Genomic DNA, 20,263 nt, shown 5'->3' with positions numbered 1-20,263 from the left:
GGCGGGGCTCCGGTCCCGCCGTCGCCATGAGAGAGAACAAGGAGCAGGCCGATGCGTCACCAGTGGCTGGACGATGACGACGACGAACCGCAAGAAGACGACCGCCGCCACAAGGAAGAGGGCGGGCTGGGCCTGCCCGAAGGCGACAAGATCGGCAAGCTGTACTTCAAGTCGCGCACGGTGATCGTCGCCGGCGCCATCAACGACAAGCTGGCGCAGCGCACCGTGGCCCACCTTCTGGCCTTGGCCGAGGAAAGCGACAAGCCGATCAACATGCTGATCTCGTCCCCCGGCGGGCATGTGGAATCGGGCGACATGATCCATGACGTGGTCAAGTTCATCCGTCCCACCGTGCGCACCATCGGGTCGGGCTGGGTCGCCAGCGCCGGCGCGCTGATCTTCGTCGCGGCGAAGAAGGAAAACCGCTACTGCCTGCCAAACACCCGCTTCCTGATCCACCAGCCCTCGGGCGGGATCGGCGGCACGTCCTCGGACATGATGATCCAGGCGGAACAGGTGCGCCTGATGCGCGATCGCCTGAACCAGATCTTCGCCGAGGCGACCGGTCAGAAGGTCGAGCGGATCGAGAAGGACACGCAGCGCGATTTCTGGCTGAACACGCAGGAGGCGCTGGATTACGGCCTGCTGGGCCAGGTGATCCGCAGCGCGGACGACCTGAAATGACGGCAGGGGGCGGATTGACCATCCGCCCGGCCACCCCCGCCGATCACGACGCGATCTGGGCCATCCTGGAGCCCGTCTATCGTGCCGGAGAAACCTATTGCATCCCCCGCGACATCACCCGCCCCGAGGCGATCGCCGACTGGTTCGGGCATCCCTTCACGGCCTTCGTCGCGGTGCTGGACGGCCGCATCCTGGGGACCAGCCATGTGGGCGCGAACCGCCCCGCAGGCGGGTCGCATGTCGCCAATGCGTCCTTTGCGACCCATCCGGACGCGCGGGGCAGGGGCGTCGCCCGCGGGCTGGTCGAACATGCCAAATCATGGGCCGCCGCACAGGGATTCGCCGCGATGCAGTTCAATTTCGTGGTGTCGACCAATGCCGATGCCGTCCATTTGTGGCAGAAGGCCGGATTTTCCATTGTCGGCCGGCTGCCGGGGGCGTTTCGTCATCCCCAGCTTGGACCGGTCGATGGGCTGGTCATGTTCCACACCCTGAAGGGAGAGCCCGATGAGCCTTGAGACCCTGTCCGAAACCCGCAGCTTCGGTGGCACCCAGGGCGTCTATCGCCACAAGTCGCAGGCAACCGGCACCGACATGACCTTTGCCGTCTACCTGCCGGAGATGGCGCTGCACGGGCGCGTACCGGTTCTGTGGTACCTATCCGGCCTGACCTGCAACCACGAGAACGCGATGACCAAGGCCGCCGCCCAGCAGTGGTGCGACGAGGCCGGCATCGCCATCATCTTTCCCGACACCTCGCCCCGCGGCGAGGGTGTGGCCAACGACGAGGCCTATGACCTAGGCCAGGGCGCGGGCTTTTACGTGAACGCCACGCAGGACCCGTGGAAGCCGCATTTCCAGATGTGGCACTACATCGTTCATGAACTGCCCGAACTGGTGTCCGACAATTTCGCCATCGACCGCGATGCGATGGGCATCACCGGCCATTCGATGGGCGGGCACGGCGCGCTGACCATCGCGATGACCCATCCCGACCGCTACAAGTCGGTGTCGGCCTTCTCTCCGATCGCGAACCCGACGGAATCGGACTGGGGCCGCAAGCAGTTCACGGCCTATCTGGGCGAGGATCGCGCCACGTGGCGGGCCCATGATGCGACGCTGCTGATGACCGAGAAAGGCTATCCCGGAGAGGTGCTGATCGACCAGGGCGCCAACGACCAGTTTCTGGACCTGCTGCGTCCCGAATCGTTGGCCCATGCGATGATGGCGCGCCGCCAGCCCGGTCAGTTCCGCATGCATCCGGGCTATGACCACAGCTACTTCTTCGTCCAGAGCTTCATGGCCGACCACGTCTTCTGGCATGCCGAACGGCTGGTCTGAACCGATTGCCGAACATTCCCGACGCCCCTGCCGTTTTCCCATAAGACTTTAGGGGCAAAGGGCAGGGGCCGCGATTGACGCAAGGGGGTGCCCGACCAACTACTTGGACATGGAATGCCGCGGGGGGAGGAAATCCGCGGCGCTTATCCAGGGAGCGGAGGAGCACTCGATGAAACATCTCTTGAACAGCGCGGCTGTCGCGCTGCTTTTGACCGGCGCATCGGCTTACGCGAATGAAAGCGTCCTGACCGAGACCGCCGAGGCCGGACAATGGGCCATTCAGACCGGCGACTATGCCAACACCCGGTATTCCGAACTGGACCAGATCACCCGTGAGAACGTCGGCGATCTGCGCGTCGCCTGGACCTTCTCGACCGGCGTGCTGCGCGGACACGAGGGCGGGCCGCTGGTCGTGGACAATGTGATGTATGTCCACACGCCCTTTCCGAACAACATCTTCGCGCTGGACCTGAACGACAACGGCAAGATCCTGTGGCGCTACACGCCCCAGCAGGACCCCGAGGTCATCGCGGTCATGTGCTGCGACACCGTCTATCGCGGTCCGGCCTATGCAGACGGCCTGATCCTGTCGCACCAGGCCGACACCACGCTGGTGGCGCTTGACGCCAAGACCGGCGAGGTCAAGTGGTCGGTCAAGACCGGCGATCCGGCCATCGGCGAGACGAACACCGCGACCGTGCTGCCCGTGGGCGACAAGGTGATCGTGGGCGTGTCGGGCGGCGAATACGGCGTGCGCGGCCGCGTCACCGCCTACAGCCTGGCCGACGGGTCCGAGGTCTGGAAGGCCTATTCGACCGGCCCCGACGAGGAGATGCTGGTCGATCCGGAAACCACCATGCACCTGGGCAAGCCCATCGGTGCCGACAGCTCGCTGAACAGCTGGGAAGGCGATCAGTGGAAGATCGGCGGCGGTTCGACCTGGGGCTGGTATTCCTATGACCCGGACCTGAACCTGATCTATTACGGCACCGGCAACCCGTCGACCTGGAACCCGTCGCAGCGTCCCGGCGACAACCGCTGGTCCATGACCATCATGGCCCGCGACGCCGATACCGGCATGGCCAAATGGTTCTACCAGAAGACGCCCCATGACGAATGGGACTATGACGGCGTGAACGAGAACATCCTGGTCGACAAGGAAATCGACGGCCAGATGCGCAAGCTGCTGGTGAACTTCGACCGCAACGGATTCGGCTACACGCTGGACCGCGAGACGGGCGAACTGCTGGTGGCCGAAAAGTTCGACCCGGCCGTCAACTGGGCGACCGAAGTCGACATGAACAAGGATTCCGAGACCTACGGCCGTCCGCTGGTCGTGTCGGAATACTCGACCGCCCAGAACGGCGAGGACACCAACACCACCGGCGTCTGCCCGGCGGCGCTGGGATCCAAGGACCAGCAGCCGGCGTCCTATTCGCCGAAGACCGGCCTGTTCTATGTGCCGACCAACCACGTCTGCATGGACTATGAACCCTTCCGCGTCGCCTATACCGCGGGTCAGCCCTATGTCGGCGCGACGCTGTCAATGTATCCGGCGCCCGAAAGCCATGGCGGCATGGGCAACTTCATCGCCTGGGACGCCGTCGCGGGCGAGATCAAGTGGTCGCTACCGGAGCAGTTCTCGGTCTGGTCGGGCGCCCTGGCGACCGCGGGCGACGTGGTCTTCTACGGCACGCTGGAAGGCTACCTGAAGGCTGTCGACGCCGAGACGGGAGAGGAGCTCTACAGCTTCAAGACGCCGTCGGGCATCATCGGCAACACGATGACCTACGAGAACAACGGCAAGCAGTATGTCGCGGTTCTGTCGGGTGTCGGCGGATGGGCCGGCATCGGCCTGGCTGCCGGTCTGACCAATCCCAATGACGGTCTGGGTGCCGTGGGCGGCTATGCGGCCCTCAGCGACTATACCGAACTGGGCGGTCAGCTGACCGTGTTCGAACTGCCGGACTGATCTGCCGGCCGCGGGGCGTCTCATACTTTCGTTCCGCATACGCAAGCGTGACCTATGACGGCGCCGCCCCAGCACTAGACTGGGGCGGAACCGTCTGAGGAGACAGACGACTTTGGGAGGACTTCCGACATGAAAGCCATCACCAGCCTCACGGCGCTGGTCCTGGGCGCGTCCTTGGCCGGCATGGCTTGGGCGCAGACCGAAACGACGCCCCCGGCGGACGCGGGCGCTGGTGCGGCCGCCGCCGTGTCGGGTGATGCCGCGGCAGAGGCCCCCGCCGATGCCGCAGCCGCCGAACCTGCAGCCGACGCAGCCGCCGAAGTGACCGAGACCGCAGCGGCAGGCGCCCATGTCCTGCCCAACGGCCAGGACATGACCCCGGTCGAGGAGCTGGACGGCCGCTGGCGCAATGACGAGGGCATTCCGACCTTCAAGGTCGAGGATGGCGTCGTCGATTTCGCGACCTTCAACGGTTTCCGCCGCTATCACGCGGAATGCCATGTCTGCCACGGTCCTGACGGCGAGGGGTCGACCTATGCCCCCGCGCTGAAGGAATCGGTGCTGCGCATGGATTATTACGACTTCATGCAGACTGTGGCGTCGGGGCGGCAGGGCACGAATTCGGTCATGCCCGCCTTCGGCACCAACAAGAACGTCTGGTGCTATATCGACGACATCTATGTCTATCTGTTGGCGCATGGCACCGGCGAGATCGGTCGCGGTCGTCCGGCGGAACGCGCCGACAAGTCCGAAGAGTATACCGCGCAGGAAGATTCCTGCATGTCCAGTTGACGGCCCTAGGACGCCTTGCCGGGCTGGTGCTGGCGGTGGGGGTGCTGTCCACCCCGGCCGCGGCCCAGGTGGCGGACCTGCGCTCCACCACCCAGTTTCGGGTCTGCGCCGACCCCGCGAACGCGCCGATGTCCAGCCGCGACGGCAGCGGGTTCGAGAACAAGCTGGCCGAGTTCTTCGGCCAGCAGCTTGGACTGCCGGTGACCTATTTCTGGTTCCCGTCGGGCATGGGGTTCGTGCAGCGCACCCTGCGGGAGGGCAACTGCGACGTGGTGATCGGCTATGCCCAGGGGGACGAACTGGTCCAGAACACCAACCACTACTACACCTCGGTCTATGGCATCGTGACGCGCAAGGACGGTCCGCTGGCCAAGGTTGACCGCCTCAGCGACCCGGCGCTGAAGGAGGTCAGCATCGGCGTCGTGGCGGGCACGCCGCCTGCCACGCATCTGGCGCGGGCGGGTCTGGCGCCCAACATGCGCGGCGCGGATCTGTTCGTCGACCGCCGGGTCGAGGATCCGATGGGCGATCTGCTGGAGGATGTCCGCAGCGGTGCGACCGGCGCCGCCGTGCTGTGGGGGCCGTTGGCCGGACCGCGCGTCAAGGACGACCCCGACCTGCAGTTCACGCCCCTGCTGCACGAGGAGGCGTCGCCGCGCCTGTTCTTCCGCATCACCATGGGCGTGCGCCCCGAGGAGCAGGAATGGAAGCGCGAGCTGAACAGCCTGATCCGTCGCAATCAGGACGGCATCAACCAGATCCTGCACGATGCCGGGGTGCCGCTGGTCGACGACTATGGCAAGGAAGTGCTGCCGTGATCCGGCTGCTGGTGCTGGCGCTGCTGCTGGCACCAGCAGCGCGGGCCGAAACCGTGCCCGAGCCCGACACCTATCACGGCGAACCCTACCGCTCTCCGGTTCCTGCAACGCTGGCCGGGGCGCAGGTCATCGACGTGGGTCAGGCCATCGCCCTGCAGGGGCAGGCGGCGTTTCTGGACGTGCTGCCGCGGCCCAAGGCCAAGCCCGCGGGCCTTCCAGAAGGGACGATCTGGAACGAGCCGCCCCACCGCTCGATTCCCGGCGCCGAATGGCTGTGGGACACCGGGTACGAAGCCCTGTCCCCTGCCGAGGAGGCGCGCCTGCGCGACGGCCTGACCCGCGCCAAGGCCGGCGATCCCGATCGCCCCGTGGTGATCTTTTGCCGGTCTGACTGCTGGATGAGCTGGAACGCCGCGCGGCGGGCGGTCGAATGGGGCTTTGACCCGGTGATCTGGTTCCCCGGCGGCACGGATGCCTGGGAACAGGCCGGCCAGCCGCTGGTCACCGTGGAGCCTGTCGCCCCGTAAAGCTGCCGAAGGCGCGGGGACCTGATGGCATGTCGATGCTGTGCGTCACCACCAGCGTCTTGGCGTCCAGAATCGTAAGCGTGTCCGAATCCCAGTTCGCGACGGCGACGCCGCTGCCGTCGGGCAGGGTCGCGATTCCTTCGGGATAATCGCCCACGGTGACGGTCGCCACCGGGTCCAGCGTGGCCGCGTCGAACACGGTGACGGTGCCGTCATACTGATCGGTGACGAAACCCCGCCCCCCGGCAAAGGCGACGGCATAGGGATGGCTGCCGGTCGGAACCCGGCCGGTCAGCCGCCCCGCGACCGGATCGATGACCGACACCACGTCCCCCTGCACATCGGCCGAAAACACCTGTCCGTCATGGAAGGTCACGCCGAAGGGATGCGCCCCGGCCGTCGCCACGCGATGCAGCAGCGCCCCGGTCCCGGCGTCGAATATGCTGATCTGATCCGCATCACGATCGGCCGTCGCCACCAGGCCCATACCGTCGGTCGCCACGCCCGCCGGTGCGTCGCCGGTGGGCGCGCTCCAGACCGGCTGCAGGTCGGCGTCCAGCCGGGTCAGCCGCGCGCCGTACCAGTCCGTGACGAAGACCCCGCCATCGCCCACCGCGGCCAGTCCGAAGGCCCCGGCGCCCATGTCCCGATGGGCCAGCGGTCGGGCGTCTTCGTCCAGCACGTGCAGGCGTCCGCTGTCGGCGGCAATGACATACACGCGTCCGGCCTGCGGGTCATAGGCTACAGGCGCAGGGGCATCGGGAATATCGGCCGTCAAAATGATCGCGCCCGTCCCCAGGTCGATCACCGACAACGCATCGGCGTTCTGCGAGGTCACGAACGCAAGATCCCCGGCCAAGACCGGGGACCCTGTCAGCAGTAGCGCAAGGAACGCGCCCCGCACCTATTCGACGCGGCCAAAGCGTTCCGCCAAGGCGTCCAGCCCGGCCTGATAGACGCCGTCGACCGCCGCGATGGCAGCATCGTCGTTCAGTTCGGCCGGGGGTTCGTTGTTTGGGAAACCGCGATAGAAGCCGCCCTTCCACAGCACCTCGGCCTTGCCGTCCTTGTCGCTGACCTGCAGCGTCGAGGAGTAGTTGGTCACCGGCAGGACAGCCGTGTCGACCTCGGTAATCATGTACTTGTACATCATCTTGTCGTTGTCGATGGCCATCAGCTGTTCGGTGATGGTGGGCGCCCCGTCGCCGTTCAGCGTCAGCACGCGGGTCGATTCGTCGGGAACGTCCGCTGCCGCGCCCTCGGGCGTCATCGCGGTCGAGGCGACCACCGGATGCCAGCTCATGTCGTCGAAGCGGCCGATCACCTCCCACACCTCGGCGGGGGTGGCATCCAGCGTCACGGTCTTTTCCGTCTTCAGGCGCGACGGGCCATGCGCCCCCGCCATCCCCGTCAGGGCCAGCACCGCACCAAGCGCGCCGGCCAGAACTGTCGTCGTCCTCATTCCTTCCGTTCCTCCCGAAAGATCACATTTCTCAGCAGATAGCTGTAGCCGCGCCGGAACGCGTCATCGGTGTTGCCGCGGATCTCGACCGATCCGGCGCGCACGGTCTCTCCGGTTTCGGCATCGCGCAGGGTCAGATTGACCGACTGGATCAGGTTGGAGACCTTCTGCACCTCTCCGGCGATGGCATAGTCCGATCCCATCCCGCGGGCGATCCTGGTATCGGCGCCGTTCGACCGGACCGGGTTCAGGATGCCCGCCACCGCCTCGGCCGGGGGCGGGGTCAGGGCAAAGCCACGTCCGGTCAGGTCTTCGGCGATGAAATCCTCGACCATGGCGATGCGCGCGGTCTCGTCCGCGCGGACGCCGTTGATGGCGCCCTCGGTCGAGGTGTCGATGTAATGCAGGCCGAACCAGGTCGCGGTCCCCGGGGGCGGTGCCGGCTGGGCAAGGGCGGCCATGGGGGCCAGCAGCAAGGTCGATATCAGGCCGAAACGGGTCATTCCCCGACCATGCGCCGGGGTCGGGCAGGCGTCCATTAAGACAAAAGGTGCAGCCGCCCCCGACTTTGGGTTGAGGGAAAAGTTCCCGGACGAAACGGGAACAATAACCGGCTTGCCGCATCCCGGATCACCCCCCACCATGCCTGCAGGGAGAGACGAAATGTTCAAAGGAATCATGGGACTTTTGGCTGGTGCCGTGGCACTGGCCCAGCCCGTCGCGGCCCAGACCCCAGACCCGGTGCAGATCCGCACGGCCGTGCTGCGGGTCGACGACCCTGGCCTGCCGCCGATCTCGCGGCTGGACCTGATGCCCGCCGATCTGGGTTTTGCAGGCGCGCGCCTGGCGATCGAGGACAACGACACCACCGGCCGCTTCATGGGCCAGGACTTCGAGGCCGAGGAGGTCGCCGCCACCCCCGAGACCGCCGAGGCCGAGATGGCACGCTTGCTGGACGAGGGGGTGCAGTTCATCGTGCTTCTGGCCGATGACGCGACGACCCTGGCCCTGGCCGACCAGGCGGGGGACCGGGCGATGGTCTTCAATGCGATGGCGCGCGGCGACAACCTGCGCGGGACCGATTGCCGGTTCAACACGATCCACGTCGCGCCAAGCCGTGCGATGCTGACCGACGCCATGACGCAGTTCCTGATGTGGAAGAACTGGCCCCGCTGGTTCCTTATCCACGGCAGCCATCCCGAGGACCAAGCCCTGGCCCAGGCCTGGCGCACCAGCGCCGCCAAGTTCGGCGCCCAGATCGTCGAGGAGCGTGAATACACCGATACCGGCGGCGCGCGCCGCACCGACAGCGGTCACGTGCAGGTCCAGGCGCAGATGCCCGTCTTTACGCAGCGCGCCGCGGACCATGATGTGGTCATTGCCGCGGACGAGGCGGACGTCTTCGCCGCCTATCTGCCCTATCTGACCTGGGACGCGCGCCCGGTGGCGGGATCCGCCGGGCTGGTGCCGCGCAGCTGGCACCCTGCGATGGAGGCCTGGGGCGGCACCCAGTTCCAGAACCGCTTCGAGAAGCTGGCCGCCCGCCCGATCCGCGAGGAGGATTACCAGACCTGGCTGTCGCTGCGCATCGTCGGAGAGGCGGCGACCCGTACCAATTCCGGCGACCCTGCCGCGCTAAAGGAGTTCATCCTGTCTCCCGATTTCGACGTCGCGGGGTTCAAGGGCCAGGCCCTGACAGTGCGCGACTGGGACCACCAGGTGCGCCAACCCATCCTGCTGACCACCGGCGTGCTGACCACCTCGGTCAGCCCGCAGGACCAGTACCTGCATCAGACCAGCCAGCTGGACACGCTGGGCGTCGACCGCCCCGAAACCCAATGCCAATTCTGAGAGGCCGCATGCGACATCTTCTGAGTGCCACCACCGGGCTTGCGCTGATGCTTGCCGCCGGACCCGCCCTGGCGAACCGTGTCTTCGTCACCAACGAACGCAGCAACGACGTCACCGTCCTGGACGGAGAGACGTTCGAGGTCATCGGGACCTATCCCGTGGGGAACCGCCCCCGCGGCATCACCATCAGCCCCGACGGGACCGAGCTGTATGTCTGCGCGTCGGACGACAACCTGGTGCGCGTCTTCAACCCCGAGACGATGGAGGAGATGCACACCCTGCCGTCCGGTCCAGACCCGGAACTGTTCGTGCTGCATCCCTCGGGCAATCCGCTGTTCATCGCCAACGAGGACGACAACATCGTCACCGTGGTCGACACCAAGACCCACCAGATGCTGGCCGAGGTGCCGGTCGGCGTCGAGCCCGAGGGCATGGGCGTCAGCCCCGATGGCAAGGTCGTGATCAACACGTCGGAAACGACGAACATGGCGCATTTCATCGACACCGAGACGTTCCAGATCACCGCCAACGTGCTGGTCGACAGCCGCCCGCGCTTTGCCCAGTACACGGCCGACGGAACCAAGCTGTACGTCACGTCCGAGATCGGCGGCACGGTCAGCGTGATCGACCCCGCCACGCAGACGATCACCAAGAAGATCAGTTTCGACATCCCCGGCGTCCTGCCCGAGGCGATCCAGCCGGTCGGCGCGCGCGTGACGTCCGACGGGTCCAAGCTGTTCGTGGCCCTGGGGCCGGCCAACCGGGTCGCCGTGATCGACGCTGCCACCGACGAGGTGACCGATTACCTGCTGGTCGGGCAGCGGGTCTGGCAGCTGGCCTTCAGCCCGGACGAGAAATACCTCTATACCACCAACGGCAATTCCAACGACGTGTCGATCATCGACGTGGCCGCCAACGAGGTCGTCCGCTCGGTTCCCGTAGGGCAGCAGCCCTGGGGTGTCGTCGTCGCCCCGGACTGATCCGGCATCCCTGCATATCCTAAGGAGGAGAGATTCCATGACCACGCTGACGAAACTGATGTCCGGTGCCGCCCTGGCCCTGATCCTGGCGGTGCCCGCCACCGCCCAGGATGCCGCGGCCCCCGACGCCTCTGCCGAGCAGGCACCCGGCGGCGATGCCGTTGTGGGCGAACCCGCCGAGGCGGGCACCCAATCGGGCGAGGCCGTCGAGGCGGACGAGGATGATGACGACGAGGAGGAGGCGCCGTCCGAGGGGACCTATGACGCGACCGGCATGTTCGATTACGGCTTCTCCGGCCTTCTGGCGCGAGAGAACCGCACCGACCTGGCGCCCCTGACGCTGGCATCCGGCCAGCCCGTCGCGGGCGGCGAATACACGATCAAGTCGGGCGGCTACTATCGCATCAACATCGTGGCCGACGGCAGCCAGGAGCTGGCCCTGTCGGGCGGCGACTTCTTCCGCGCGATCTGGATCAACGAGATCGTCATCGGCGACACCGAGATCCGGCCGATGGGCGTGCACAGCATCGAATTCGATGCCGACGGCACGGCGGTCCTCAGCTTTGTCGCGGTGCTGCCCGGTCGATACACCTTGTCAGTGCCGGGTTCTTCGGGCGACAGTCTGCAAGCCGTCTTCAACATCCAGTAGGGTTCATTGACCGCCGCGTTGCAGATCGACCGTGTCAGCCACAATTTCGGTGCCGTGAAGGCGCTGGACGACGTGTCGCTGACGGTGCCGCGCGGCGGATTCACCGCCCTTCTCGGGGTGAATGGCGCGGGCAAGACCACGCTGTTCTCGCTTGTGACGCGGCTCTACAACAACCGGTCGGGGATGATCCGCGTAGCGGGGCACGACCTGCGGCGCGAACCGTCGCAGGCGCTGGCCCGTCTGGGCGTGGTCTTTCAAAGCCGCGCGATGGATGCCGACCTGACGATCCGCCAGAACCTGATCTATCACGCCAGCCTGCACGGGATACCCGGCAGACTGGCGAGGCCACGCATCGAACAGGTCCTGGGCCAGGTCGATCTGGCCGACAAGGCCGACACCCGCGTCACCGCCCTGTCCGGCGGCCAGTCGCGCCGGGCCGAGATCGCGCGCGCCCTGATCCACAGCCCCGACCTGCTGCTGCTGGACGAGGCGACGGTGGGCCTGGACGTGAAGTCCCGGGCCGAGGTGCTGGCCCTGACCCGCCGCCTGATCGCCCGCGATGGCGTGTCCGCCCTGTGGGCCACCCATATCATGGACGAGATCGACCCGGCCGACGACTTGGTGATCCTGCATCGCGGCCGGGTGCTGCGCCAGGGTCGCGCCGCCGACATCGCCGGGCCGCACGGGCTGACGCGCGCCTTCCTGGACCTGACCGGAGTCGCGCCATGACCGCACCCACCGACCGCCCCCGCGGCTGGCTGACCGCCTTTCTGGGCATCGCGCGCCGCGAGACGCTGCGCTTCGTCAACCAGCGCGGGCGGTTTCTGGCGGCACTGGTGCGCCCGCTGGTCTGGCTGTTCATCTTTGCCGCCGGGTTCCGCGCCGTGCTGGGCCTGTCGATCACGCCGCCCTATCAGACCTATGTGCTGTACGAGGTCTACGTGACCCCCGGCCTGGTCGCGATGATCCAGCTGTTCAACGGCATGCAGTCGTCGTTGTCGATGGTCTACGACCGAGAGACCGGGGCCATGCGCACGCTGCTGGTCAGCCCGTTTCCGCGTTGGTACCTGCTGGGATCCAAGCTGATCGCGGGGGTGATCGTGTCGATCATCCAGGTCTTCACCTTCCTGGCCATCGCGTATTGGTGGGGCATCCGCCCGCCCGTCTGGGGCTATGTCACCGTGATCCCGGCGCTGATCCTGTCGGGGCTGATGCTGGGCGCGATGGGGCTGTTCCTGTCCAGCGCGATCCGCCAGCTGGAGAATTTCGCGGGCGTCATGAACTTCGTGATCTTCCCGATGTTCTTTGCCTCGTCCGCGCTGTACCCGCTGTGGCGGATGCGCGAAAGCAGCCCGCTGCTGCACGACATCTGCGCCGTCAATCCCTTCACCCACGCGGTCGAGCTGATCCGGTTTGCGCTGTACATGCAGGTGAACTGGACCGCTTTGGCGGTGGTCCTAGGATGTTTGGCGGGGTTCTTCGGCGCAGCGGTCTTCATGTATGATCCGCAAAAGGGCCTGTGGGCCCGGCGGAAAGGAGGTCCCGCATGATCCGCATCACCCTGGCCCTGGCGCTGCTGGCCGGTCCCGCCTTCGGCGCGGCGGGGACCGATCCCGACTGGCCCTGCATCCAGCGCAAGCAGCCGCATCTGTCGATGGGCCAGGTCTGGACCGGCCCCATCCCGGACGACGAGACGCTGGCCCTTGCCCGCGATCCCGACATCGCCCGCTTGGCCGAACGCCTGGAACAGCGCCGCCTGCCGATCGAGGAGGCCGAGACGGAGATCGCCGAATTCGGAGCCGAGGCCCCAGACACGCATCTGGTCGCACTGATGCAGGCGATCTTCGACCGGATCGACAGCGACCGCAGCGCGCTGATCGCGGGCATCGCGCGCTATGGCCGGTCGCAGGTGGACCTGTCCGAACGGATCGAGGAACGCCGCGCCCGCATGGCCGAGATGGAGGCCGCCGATGACCCCGATTTCGACGCCATCGACGCCGAGGAAAAGGCCCTGGACTGGGATCAGCGTATCTTCACCGAACGCCAGCAGTCGCTGACCTATGTGTGCGAGACGCCGGTGATCCTGGAACAGCGCATCTTTACGCTGGGCCGCGCCATCGCCGGCCAGCTGGACTAGGGCGCGTCGCTGCGCGACAGACGCAGGATGTCGTCATGGCTGCGGTCCAGCCGGCCCGCCAGCCCGTCGCGCACCGCCTGATCCAGGATGGTCCGAAACAGGGCGGCGTCCGGTCCGTAATCCGCGGCCTTGCGCCGCCACTTGCACAGCAGCACCGGGACCAGCGGCCAGAACCACGGTCCCGCCGCCACCCGATAGGCCATCAGCGCATTGCGATACATGTAGAATACCTTCCACATCGGGCGCAGCACGACACCACCCTGCGCCTGCAGGGCCGTGGTGTCGTGATCGAACCGCACCTGCGGCGCGAACCCGATGCGCAGTCCGGCACGGCGCATCTGCAGCGTGTACAGCTGGTCGTCGCCATAGATGAACAGGCGCGGGTCGGGTAGCCCGGCCCGCTGCAGCGCCGCGCGCGACAGGAACAGGCCGACGAAGCTGCTCATGTCCACCGGCAAGACCGGTGACCCGGTCCGGTAATCACCGTCGCCCAGATGGAACCCGGCACGGCCGCGGCCCAGTGGCATCCGCGCCAGGGTGCGCAGGAAGGCCCCCGGATTCCAGAACGGATTGCGATAGGGGCGGTTCATCTCGCAGATGCGGCCGTCGGGGTGATGCACCGCGGCGCCGATCGCGTCCCATTCCGACAGATCCATTGCCCGGAAGGCGTCGATGGCGCCGGGCGCGGGGCGACCGTCATCGTCCGTGACCACGGTCCAGTCGGCCTGCGCCTCGTCTCGCGCAAGCTGCATGCCGACGGAAAACCCGCCCGCCCCGCCCTGGTTCGTGGCGCTGCGATGGACGCGCAGGCGCGGGTCGTTCAGCGCCGAAAGCCAATCGGCGGTCCCATCGGTCGAGGCATTGTCGATCACGATCACGTGATCGACCGGCTGGTCCAGCAGGCGCGCGACCGTGACGGTCAGCTTGTCCAGCCGGTTGTGCGTGACCACCACGGCGGCGATCGAGGGTCGGGTATGGGCCATGGCGTGCCGATCATGTCATCTGCCGGCAGGCTGCGGCCGGGTCCGACCGCGCGATACCACGAAGGGCATTTGTGCAGCAACCGCCACCCATGCTGGTTTTCCGTGCCGGACGGGGCTGACAAGGCGCGTCGATGCCCCTAGACATCGTGCAGGACAACCGCCCGAGGCAAAGATGCAGATCGAAACAACCCCGCTGCCCGGAGTGCTGCTGCTGACGCCGGCCCGTCATGGCGATGCGCGCGGCTTCTTCTCGGAAAGCTGGAATCGCAGGACGCTGGCCGATGCCGGGGTCGTGCTGCCCGAGTTCGTGCAGGACAACCATTCGATGTCCGCGCAGACCGGCACACTGCGGGGTCTGCATTATCAGTCGCCCCCCTTCGCGCAGGGCAAGCTGGTGCGCTGCGGGCGTGGCCGGCTGTTCGACGTGGCGGTGGATGTGCGCGTGGGCAGCCCGACCTATGGCCAATGGTTCGGAACCGAGCTGAGCTTCGAGAACGGCCGCCAGCTGTGGATTCCCGCAGGCTTCCTTCACGGCTTCGTCACCCGCGAACCCGATACCGAGATCGTCTACAAGTGCACGGCCCATTACGACCGCGCGTCGGACGGTGCGGTGGCCTGGGACAGCGTCGGCATCGACTGGGACGTCACCGATCCGCTGCTGTCCGACAAGGATCGGGATGCGCAGCCGCTGGCAGAGTTGAAATCGCCCTTCGTCTTTGAGGAGCAGGCATGAAGATCCTGATCACCGGCGGCGCCGGATTCATCGGCTCTGCCGTCGTTCGCCTGGCGATCGCACGTGGGCATCATGTCGTGAACCTGGACGCGCTGACCTATGCCGCGAACCTGGAGAACGTGGCCGAGGCCGCCCGGTCCGACCGCTACGCGTTCGAGCAGGCCGACATCCGCGACCGCGCGGCGCTGGACCGCATCCTGGCGCAGCACCGCCCCGACGCGATCATGCACCTGGCCGCGGAGAGCCATGTGGACCGGTCCATCGACGGCCCTGCGGCCTTCGTGGAGACGAACGTGATCGGCACGTTCAACATGCTGGAGGCCGCCCGCGCCTACTGGACGGCCCAAGGGCGCCCCGACAGCTTTCGCTTTCACCACATCTCGACCGACGAGGTCTTCGGATCCTTGGGCGAGACGGGGCAGTTCACCGAAACCACGCCCTACGACCCGCGCAGTCCCTATTCGGCCAGCAAGGCGGGGTCCGACCATCTGGTCCGCGCGTGGGCCGAAACCTATGGCCTTCCCGTCGTGCTGACGAACTGTTCGAACAATTACGGCCCCTATCATTTCCCCGAAAAGCTGGTGCCTGTGGTGATCCTCAAGGCGCTGTCGGGCCAGACGATCCCGGTCTATGGCGACGGTGGCAACATCCGCGACTGGCTCTATGTCGAGGACCACGCCGATGCGCTTCTGCTGGTCCTGGAAAAGGGCCAGCTGAACCGCAGCTACAATATCGGCGGAGAGAACGAGGCCACCAACATCGACCTGGTCCGAACCATCTGCGCCCATATGGACGAGCTGCACCCGACGGGCGCGCCGCATGCCGACCTGATCACCTTCGTGACCGACCGTCCGGGCCATGACCGCCGCTATGCGATCGACCCGACGCGCATCCGCACCGAACTGGGCTGGCGCCCGTCCGTGACGGTCGAGGAGGGGCTGCGCCGCACCGTCGAATGGTATCTGGCCAATCGCGACTGGTGGCAGCCGCTGCTGGACCGCGACGGCGTGGGCAAGCGTCTGGGGACGGCCTGATGCAGGGCTTGCTGGTCTTTGGCCGCACGGGCCAGGTCGCGCGGGAACTGGCCGCGCTGGCGCCCGATGCGACCTTTCTGGGCCGCGACCAGGCCAATCTGACCGACCCCGCCGCCTGCGCCGCCCTGATCCGTGCGGCGCGTCCGCGTGCGGTCATCAATGCTGCCGCCTACACCGCCGTGGACCGGGCCGAGACGGACCCGGACACCGCCCGCCTGGTCAATGCCGACGCGCCTGCCGCGATGGCGCGGGCCTGCGCGGATCTGGGCATCCCGTTCCTGCACATCTCGACCGACTATGTCTTTGACGGCTCGGGCGACCGGCCGCGGGCCGAGGATGCCCCGACCGCGCCCCTGGGCGTCTACGGCGCGACCAAGCTGGCCGGAGAGCAGGGCGTGGCCGCCGCGGGCGGAACCTGGGCCGTGATGCGGACCTCCTGGGTGTTCTCCGCCCATGGCGCGAACTTCGTCAAGACGATGCTGCGCCTTGGCGCGGAGCGCGACCGCCTGACAGTGGTGGCCGACCAGATCGGGGGGCCGACGCCTGCCGCCGACATCGCGGCCGCCTGCCTGCGGATGATCCGCGTGATGCGCGACAGGCCCGACACCACGGGCGGGATCTATCACTTCGCAGGCACGCCCGACGCCTCCTGGGCCGATTTCGCGCGCCAGATCATGGCGCAGGCGGGCTTGGCTGCGCAGGTGGCGGACATCCCGTCATCTGACTATCCGACGCCCGCCGCGCGCCCGTTGAATTCGCGGCTGGATTGCGGACGCATCGCGCGGGATTTCGGGATCGCGCGTCCCGACTGGCGGGCCGGGCTGACCCGCGTTCTGGATCAACTGAAGGACAAGGCATGACACAGCGCAAGGGCATCATTCTGGCCGGCGGATCGGGCACCCGGCTGTATCCGATCACCATGGGCGTGTCCAAGCAGCTGCTGCCGCTTTACGACAAGCCGATGATCTTCTATCCGATCAGCGTCCTGATGCTTGCCGGCATCCGCGAGATCGCGATTATCACCACCCCCGAGGATCAGGATCAGTTCCGCCGCCTGCTGGACGACGGCAGCCAGTGGGGAATCAGCTTCACCTATATCGTGCAGCCCAGCCCCGACGGCCTGGCGCAGGCCTATATCCTGGCCGAGGATTTCCTGGCGGGCGCACCGTCCGCGATGGTGCTGGGCGACAACATCTTCTTTGGGCACGGTCTGCCGGAGCTGCTGGCATCCGCAGATGCGCGCGACGGGGGTGGCACGGTCTTCGGCTATCGCGTGTCGGACCCGGAACGCTATGGCGTCGTCGATTTCGACGACCGGATGCGGGCTCGCGCCATCGTCGAAAAACCCATCGTGCCGCCGTCGGATTATGCCGTGACGGGCCTCTATTTTCTGGACGGCACCGCGCCGGAACGGGCCCGCGCCGTCCAGCCCTCCGATCGCGGAGAGCTGGAGATCACGACCCTTCTGGAAAGCTATCTGCATGACGGGTCGCTGACCGTCGAACGCATGGGCCGCGGCTTTGCCTGGCTGGACACCGGCACCCATGCCAGCCTGCTGGATGCGGGCAACTTCGTGCGCACGTTGGAGAACCGCCAGGGTCTGCAGACCGGCTGCCCCGAGGAGATCGCCTTCGAGGCCGGCTGGATCTCGCCTGACCAGTTGCGCGCGCGTGCGGCAAAGTTTGCCAAGAACGATTATGGGGCCTATCTGCTGCGTCTGATCGACTGACCCTTCCTCCCGACAGACGGATTGACCTCGCCCATGTCCGACCTTGCCTCGCACACGCCCGCAGATCCTGCGCTGGTGGCCCATCTGACCGCCGGCATCGCCGAGGCCCGTGCGATCTATGAGCTGCTGTTTCCCACGCAGCAGCTGTTCTTCGTCCTGTCGCAGGGCAACAACCCGATATGGGCCGCCCCCGAGGTGATCGAGGGTCCGCACAATCCGCGTCCCCAGGACCTGGGTGCGGATTATTTGGGCACCCTGACCCGGCCGGGCGCCTATGACGGCGCGCCGCAGGTGACCATCCGCCTGGCCATCCCGCGCCTGCCTCTGCCCGGAGAGATCAAGCAAATCGATGCGCCCTGGAGGCCCATGCGCGGCCTGGGCGCGCTGTTCCGGGCCAGCCCGCTGTGGTACGAACAGGTGCGCTATGGTGCCGAGATGGCCCGCAAGCGCCAGGCCGACCGACGCACGGACCAGACAGCCATGCCCCTGGGCGACGGCTCGGCCCTGTTGCCCGCGCCCGTGGCGCCCGACAGCGACAAACGTCCCGCCATCTTGATCGGCATGCACTGGCTGGAGATGGGCGGCGCCGAGAAGCTGGGCTTCGACACCATGCGCTGGGCGCTGGCGGCCGGGCTGCGGGTGTTCGTCGTGGCGTCGGTTCCGGCCGTGCAGCGGCTGGCGGACAAGCTGCCCGACCATCCGGACCTGACCTTCATCCGGCTGGATCGCTATCTGCCGCACCACCTGTGGCCGCGCTATGTCCAGCGGCTGGCGATGGCGGAAAACATCCGCGCCGTGCACATTCACCATTGCACGCCGCTGTACGAAAGCCTGACCATGCTGCGCATGCACCTGCCGTGGGTGCAGACGATCGACAGCACGCATATCGTCGAATACGCGAATGGCGGCTATCCGCGGATCTCGGGCGTGTGGTCCAACTATCTGGATATGCAGCATGTCATCAGCGGAGAGCTGGTCCGCTATTTCCGCGACCGCTTCCATGCCCCGGCGGGCAAGGTCGTCCTGGGCCGCATGCTGGACCGCAAGAACAACGATGCGCTGCCGCCGCTGCGCCTGCAGGCGGGACAGAAAACGCTGCATGCCTGCTTCATCGGGCGGCTGTTCTATCAGAAACGACCGGTCGTGGTGGTCGAGGCCCTGCGCGCGCTGAATGCCTGGGCCGGGCGGAACGGCGTTACGTTGACCGCAACCATCGTCGGCGAAGGTCCCTATGACGGCACGCTGACGCGCCTTCTGCGCAAGCATGGTCTGTCGTCCAAGGTCGACCTGCTGCCCGGCAATACCGACATTCCGGCCCTGCTGGAACGGTCCGACATCCTGCTTCTTCCCTCGAACAACGAGGGTCTGGCGCTGGTCTGCTACGAGGCCGTGGCCCATGGCTGCATCCCCATCTCGACCCGCGTCGGATCCCAGGACGAGGTGCTGCCCGACGGCCTGCTAGTGCCGCTGGCGCCGCGTGCGGCCGTGGCGGGCACCGTGGCCGCAGTCGACGCGATGTGGCGCGATGCAGGCACCCTGGCGCGCCACAAGGACGCCCTGCAGGCTGCGTGGACGCGTCTGACCGCCGATCCGACCGCCGAGGAGGTGCTGATGCCCGTCTATCGCCGTCTGGCCCAAGGGGACGCGGCATGAGCGTCCTGAACAAGACGGCTGCGGTCATCGTCACCTTCAACCGCTCGGGCAAGCTGATGGCGGTGCTGGACGCGCTGGCGGCGCAGACCATGCGCCCCGACATCGTGCTGGTCGTGGACAATGCCTCGACCGACGACACCGCAGCGCTGGTGCAGGCGCGGGCCGACGCCGACCCGACCATCCGCCACCTGCGGCTGCCGGCGAATGTCGGCGGGGCGGGCGGGTTTCATGCCGGGATCAAGGCAGCCTACCAGATGGGCGCGCAGTATTTCTGGGTGTCGGACGACGATGCCTATCCCCGACCGGACGCCCTGCAATCCCTGCATCGGGCCCTGACGGGTTTCCAGGCCGATAACGGCTGGCGCCCCAGCTTTGCCTGTTCGCGGGTCGAGTGGATCGACGGATCGCTGTGCGAGATGAATTGTCCGCGCACTGTGTGGGACTGGGCACGCTTCGTGCGGCCGGGCAGTGCCTGGGCGCTGGTGGACAGCGCGTCCTTCGTGTCGGTGATGATCCCGCGCTGGGCCGTCAGCGAACACGGCCTGCCGATCGCGGATTACTTCATCTGGTTCGACGATGCCGAATACACCCGCCGCATCGCGCGTAGCTATCCGGGCATCTTCGTGCCCGAAAGCGTCGTGGTCCACGACACGCCCGACAACCGGGGCGTCAACTTCGGCCTGGTCGACGACAAGAGCCTGTGGAAGTTCAAGTACGGAGCCCGCAACGAAACCTCATGGCGCCGGCGCGAGATGGGCCTGATGGGCGTGCTGGCCTATGCCTATGGGGTCCGGGGGCAGATGCGCCGCGGCGACGTGCCCTCATCCCTGCGCCGCCAGATCTATGGCGCGATCATCAAAGGCTTGGGGTTTCGCCCGGCCATTGAGCGCGTTTGACGGACAAGGTGATGCTGACGCG

The 20,263-nt window shown here is 66.9% G+C and carries 23 protein-coding genes; 19 read left to right on the top strand and 4 right to left on the bottom strand.

Annotated features, from left to right (window positions below; translation table 11 throughout):
• Positions 1-51: 51 nt before the first annotated feature.
• The 7 genes from LZ686_RS06375 to LZ686_RS06345 all read left to right on the top strand — a co-directional run bounded on the left by LZ686_RS06375 (position 52) and on the right by LZ686_RS06345 (position 6,134).
• Positions 52-684, top strand: a complete 633-nt coding sequence (locus tag LZ686_RS06375; RefSeq protein ID WP_045981891.1) for an ATP-dependent Clp protease proteolytic subunit — start codon at positions 52-54, stop codon at positions 682-684.
• Positions 681-1,202: a GNAT family N-acetyltransferase gene (locus LZ686_RS06370; RefSeq protein ID WP_139598268.1), complete on the top strand. Its 522-nt coding sequence runs from the start codon at positions 681-683 to the stop codon at positions 1,200-1,202. The genes LZ686_RS06375 and LZ686_RS06370 overlap by 4 nt, the downstream gene beginning before the upstream one ends.
• A complete protein-coding gene (gene fghA, locus LZ686_RS06365; protein ID WP_046000535.1) occupies positions 1,192-2,025 on the top strand; it encodes an S-formylglutathione hydrolase in 834 nt (277 codons plus the stop codon). Before LZ686_RS06370 ends, fghA begins: the two co-directional genes overlap by 11 nt.
• A 169-nt stretch (positions 2,026-2,194) precedes the next feature.
• On the top strand, positions 2,195-3,997 hold the full coding sequence (locus tag LZ686_RS06360) for a methanol/ethanol family PQQ-dependent dehydrogenase (RefSeq protein ID WP_046000536.1): 1,803 nt from the start codon (positions 2,195-2,197) through the stop codon (positions 3,995-3,997).
• Positions 3,998-4,369: 372 nt separating this feature from the next.
• A complete protein-coding gene (locus LZ686_RS18820; protein ID WP_349375741.1) occupies positions 4,370-4,789 on the top strand; it encodes a c-type cytochrome, methanol metabolism-related in 420 nt (139 codons plus the stop codon).
• The gene (locus LZ686_RS06350) at positions 4,786-5,607 is read left to right on the top strand and encodes a quinoprotein dehydrogenase-associated putative ABC transporter substrate-binding protein (protein ID WP_349547305.1); all 822 of its coding nucleotides are present in this window, start codon (positions 4,786-4,788) and stop codon (positions 5,605-5,607) included. Before LZ686_RS18820 ends, LZ686_RS06350 begins: the two co-directional genes overlap by 4 nt.
• Positions 5,604-6,134, top strand: a complete 531-nt coding sequence (locus LZ686_RS06345) for a PQQ-dependent catabolism-associated CXXCW motif protein (RefSeq protein ID WP_046000539.1) — start codon at positions 5,604-5,606, stop codon at positions 6,132-6,134. The genes LZ686_RS06350 and LZ686_RS06345 overlap by 4 nt, the downstream gene beginning before the upstream one ends.
• Here LZ686_RS06345 and LZ686_RS06340 read toward each other — a convergent pair.
• The 3 genes from LZ686_RS06340 to LZ686_RS06330 all read right to left on the bottom strand — a co-directional run bounded on the left by LZ686_RS06340 (position 6,109) and on the right by LZ686_RS06330 (position 8,099).
• The gene (locus LZ686_RS06340; RefSeq protein ID WP_349547304.1) at positions 6,109-6,972 is read right to left on the bottom strand and encodes a Vgb family protein; all 864 of its coding nucleotides are present in this window, start codon (positions 6,970-6,972) and stop codon (positions 6,109-6,111) included. The two genes, LZ686_RS06345 and LZ686_RS06340, sit on opposite strands and share 26 nt — an antisense overlap.
• 66 nt (positions 6,973-7,038) lie before the next feature.
• Positions 7,039-7,596: an SRPBCC family protein gene (locus LZ686_RS06335; RefSeq protein WP_045981884.1), complete on the bottom strand. Its 558-nt coding sequence runs from the start codon at positions 7,594-7,596 to the stop codon at positions 7,039-7,041.
• Entirely contained in the window at positions 7,593-8,099 is a 507-nt protein-coding gene (locus LZ686_RS06330) for a DUF3280 domain-containing protein (protein ID WP_148910800.1), read from the bottom strand. Before LZ686_RS06330 ends, LZ686_RS06335 begins: the two co-directional genes overlap by 4 nt.
• 175 nt (positions 8,100-8,274) lie before the next feature.
• On the opposite strand from LZ686_RS06330, the gene LZ686_RS06325 reads away from it, so the two are divergent.
• The 6 genes from LZ686_RS06325 to LZ686_RS06300 are packed head-to-tail and all read left to right on the top strand — an operon-like array spanning position 8,275 to position 13,213.
• A complete protein-coding gene (locus tag LZ686_RS06325) occupies positions 8,275-9,447 on the top strand; it encodes a lanthanide ABC transporter ABC transporter substrate-binding protein PedA1 (protein WP_045981882.1) in 1,173 nt (390 codons plus the stop codon).
• Between the two features lie 8 nt (positions 9,448-9,455).
• Positions 9,456-10,427, top strand: a complete 972-nt coding sequence (locus LZ686_RS06320) for a YVTN family beta-propeller repeat protein (RefSeq protein ID WP_045981881.1) — start codon at positions 9,456-9,458, stop codon at positions 10,425-10,427.
• A 37-nt stretch (positions 10,428-10,464) separates the two neighbouring features.
• Positions 10,465-11,076 (top strand): cupredoxin domain-containing protein, encoded by a 612-nt coding sequence (locus LZ686_RS06315; protein WP_349547303.1) that lies wholly within the window; start codon positions 10,465-10,467, stop codon positions 11,074-11,076.
• Positions 11,077-11,082: 6 nt separating this feature from the next.
• Positions 11,083-11,805: a lanthanide ABC transporter ATP-binding protein PedB/LutE gene (locus LZ686_RS06310; protein ID WP_349547302.1), complete on the top strand. Its 723-nt coding sequence runs from the start codon at positions 11,083-11,085 to the stop codon at positions 11,803-11,805.
• Positions 11,802-12,626, top strand: coding sequence for a lanthanide ABC transporter permease protein PedC (locus LZ686_RS06305; RefSeq protein ID WP_045981879.1), 825 nt, complete (start codon positions 11,802-11,804; stop codon positions 12,624-12,626). Before LZ686_RS06310 ends, LZ686_RS06305 begins: the two co-directional genes overlap by 4 nt.
• A complete protein-coding gene (locus tag LZ686_RS06300; RefSeq protein WP_304615023.1) occupies positions 12,623-13,213 on the top strand; it encodes a hypothetical protein in 591 nt (196 codons plus the stop codon). Before LZ686_RS06305 ends, LZ686_RS06300 begins: the two co-directional genes overlap by 4 nt.
• Here the strand turns inward: LZ686_RS06300 and LZ686_RS06295 are convergent.
• Positions 13,210-14,196 (bottom strand): glycosyltransferase, encoded by a 987-nt coding sequence (locus LZ686_RS06295; RefSeq protein WP_349547301.1) that lies wholly within the window; start codon positions 14,194-14,196, stop codon positions 13,210-13,212. The genes LZ686_RS06300 and LZ686_RS06295 overlap by 4 nt on opposite strands.
• Before the next feature lie 172 nt (positions 14,197-14,368).
• On the opposite strand from LZ686_RS06295, the gene rfbC reads away from it, so the two are divergent.
• The 6 genes from rfbC to LZ686_RS06265 are packed head-to-tail and all read left to right on the top strand — an operon-like array spanning position 14,369 to position 20,241.
• Positions 14,369-14,929, top strand: coding sequence for a dTDP-4-dehydrorhamnose 3,5-epimerase (gene rfbC, locus LZ686_RS06290; RefSeq protein WP_295169645.1), 561 nt, complete (start codon positions 14,369-14,371; stop codon positions 14,927-14,929).
• Positions 14,926-15,963, top strand: coding sequence for a dTDP-glucose 4,6-dehydratase (gene rfbB, locus LZ686_RS06285; protein ID WP_349547300.1), 1,038 nt, complete (start codon positions 14,926-14,928; stop codon positions 15,961-15,963). Before rfbC ends, rfbB begins: the two co-directional genes overlap by 4 nt.
• Positions 15,963-16,823: a dTDP-4-dehydrorhamnose reductase gene (gene rfbD / locus LZ686_RS06280; RefSeq protein WP_349547299.1), complete on the top strand. Its 861-nt coding sequence runs from the start codon at positions 15,963-15,965 to the stop codon at positions 16,821-16,823. Before rfbB ends, rfbD begins: the two co-directional genes overlap by 1 nt.
• On the top strand, positions 16,820-17,692 hold the full coding sequence (rfbA, locus tag LZ686_RS06275; protein ID WP_349547298.1) for a glucose-1-phosphate thymidylyltransferase RfbA: 873 nt from the start codon (positions 16,820-16,822) through the stop codon (positions 17,690-17,692). The genes rfbD and rfbA overlap by 4 nt, the downstream gene beginning before the upstream one ends.
• Before the next feature lie 33 nt (positions 17,693-17,725).
• Entirely contained in the window at positions 17,726-19,345 is a 1,620-nt protein-coding gene (locus LZ686_RS06270; RefSeq protein WP_349547297.1) for a glycosyltransferase, read from the top strand.
• On the top strand, positions 19,342-20,241 hold the full coding sequence (locus tag LZ686_RS06265) for a glycosyltransferase family 2 protein (RefSeq protein ID WP_052714748.1): 900 nt from the start codon (positions 19,342-19,344) through the stop codon (positions 20,239-20,241). The genes LZ686_RS06270 and LZ686_RS06265 overlap by 4 nt, the downstream gene beginning before the upstream one ends.
• Positions 20,242-20,263: the final 22 nt, after the last annotated feature.

This window comes from Paracoccus sp. NFXS7, assembly GCF_040148865.1.
Lineage (GTDB): Bacteria > Pseudomonadota > Alphaproteobacteria > Rhodobacterales > Rhodobacteraceae > Paracoccus > Paracoccus marcusii.
The sequence above is the reverse complement of the archived record's forward strand: the minus strand, read 5'-3'. Positions and strand labels throughout refer to the sequence as shown.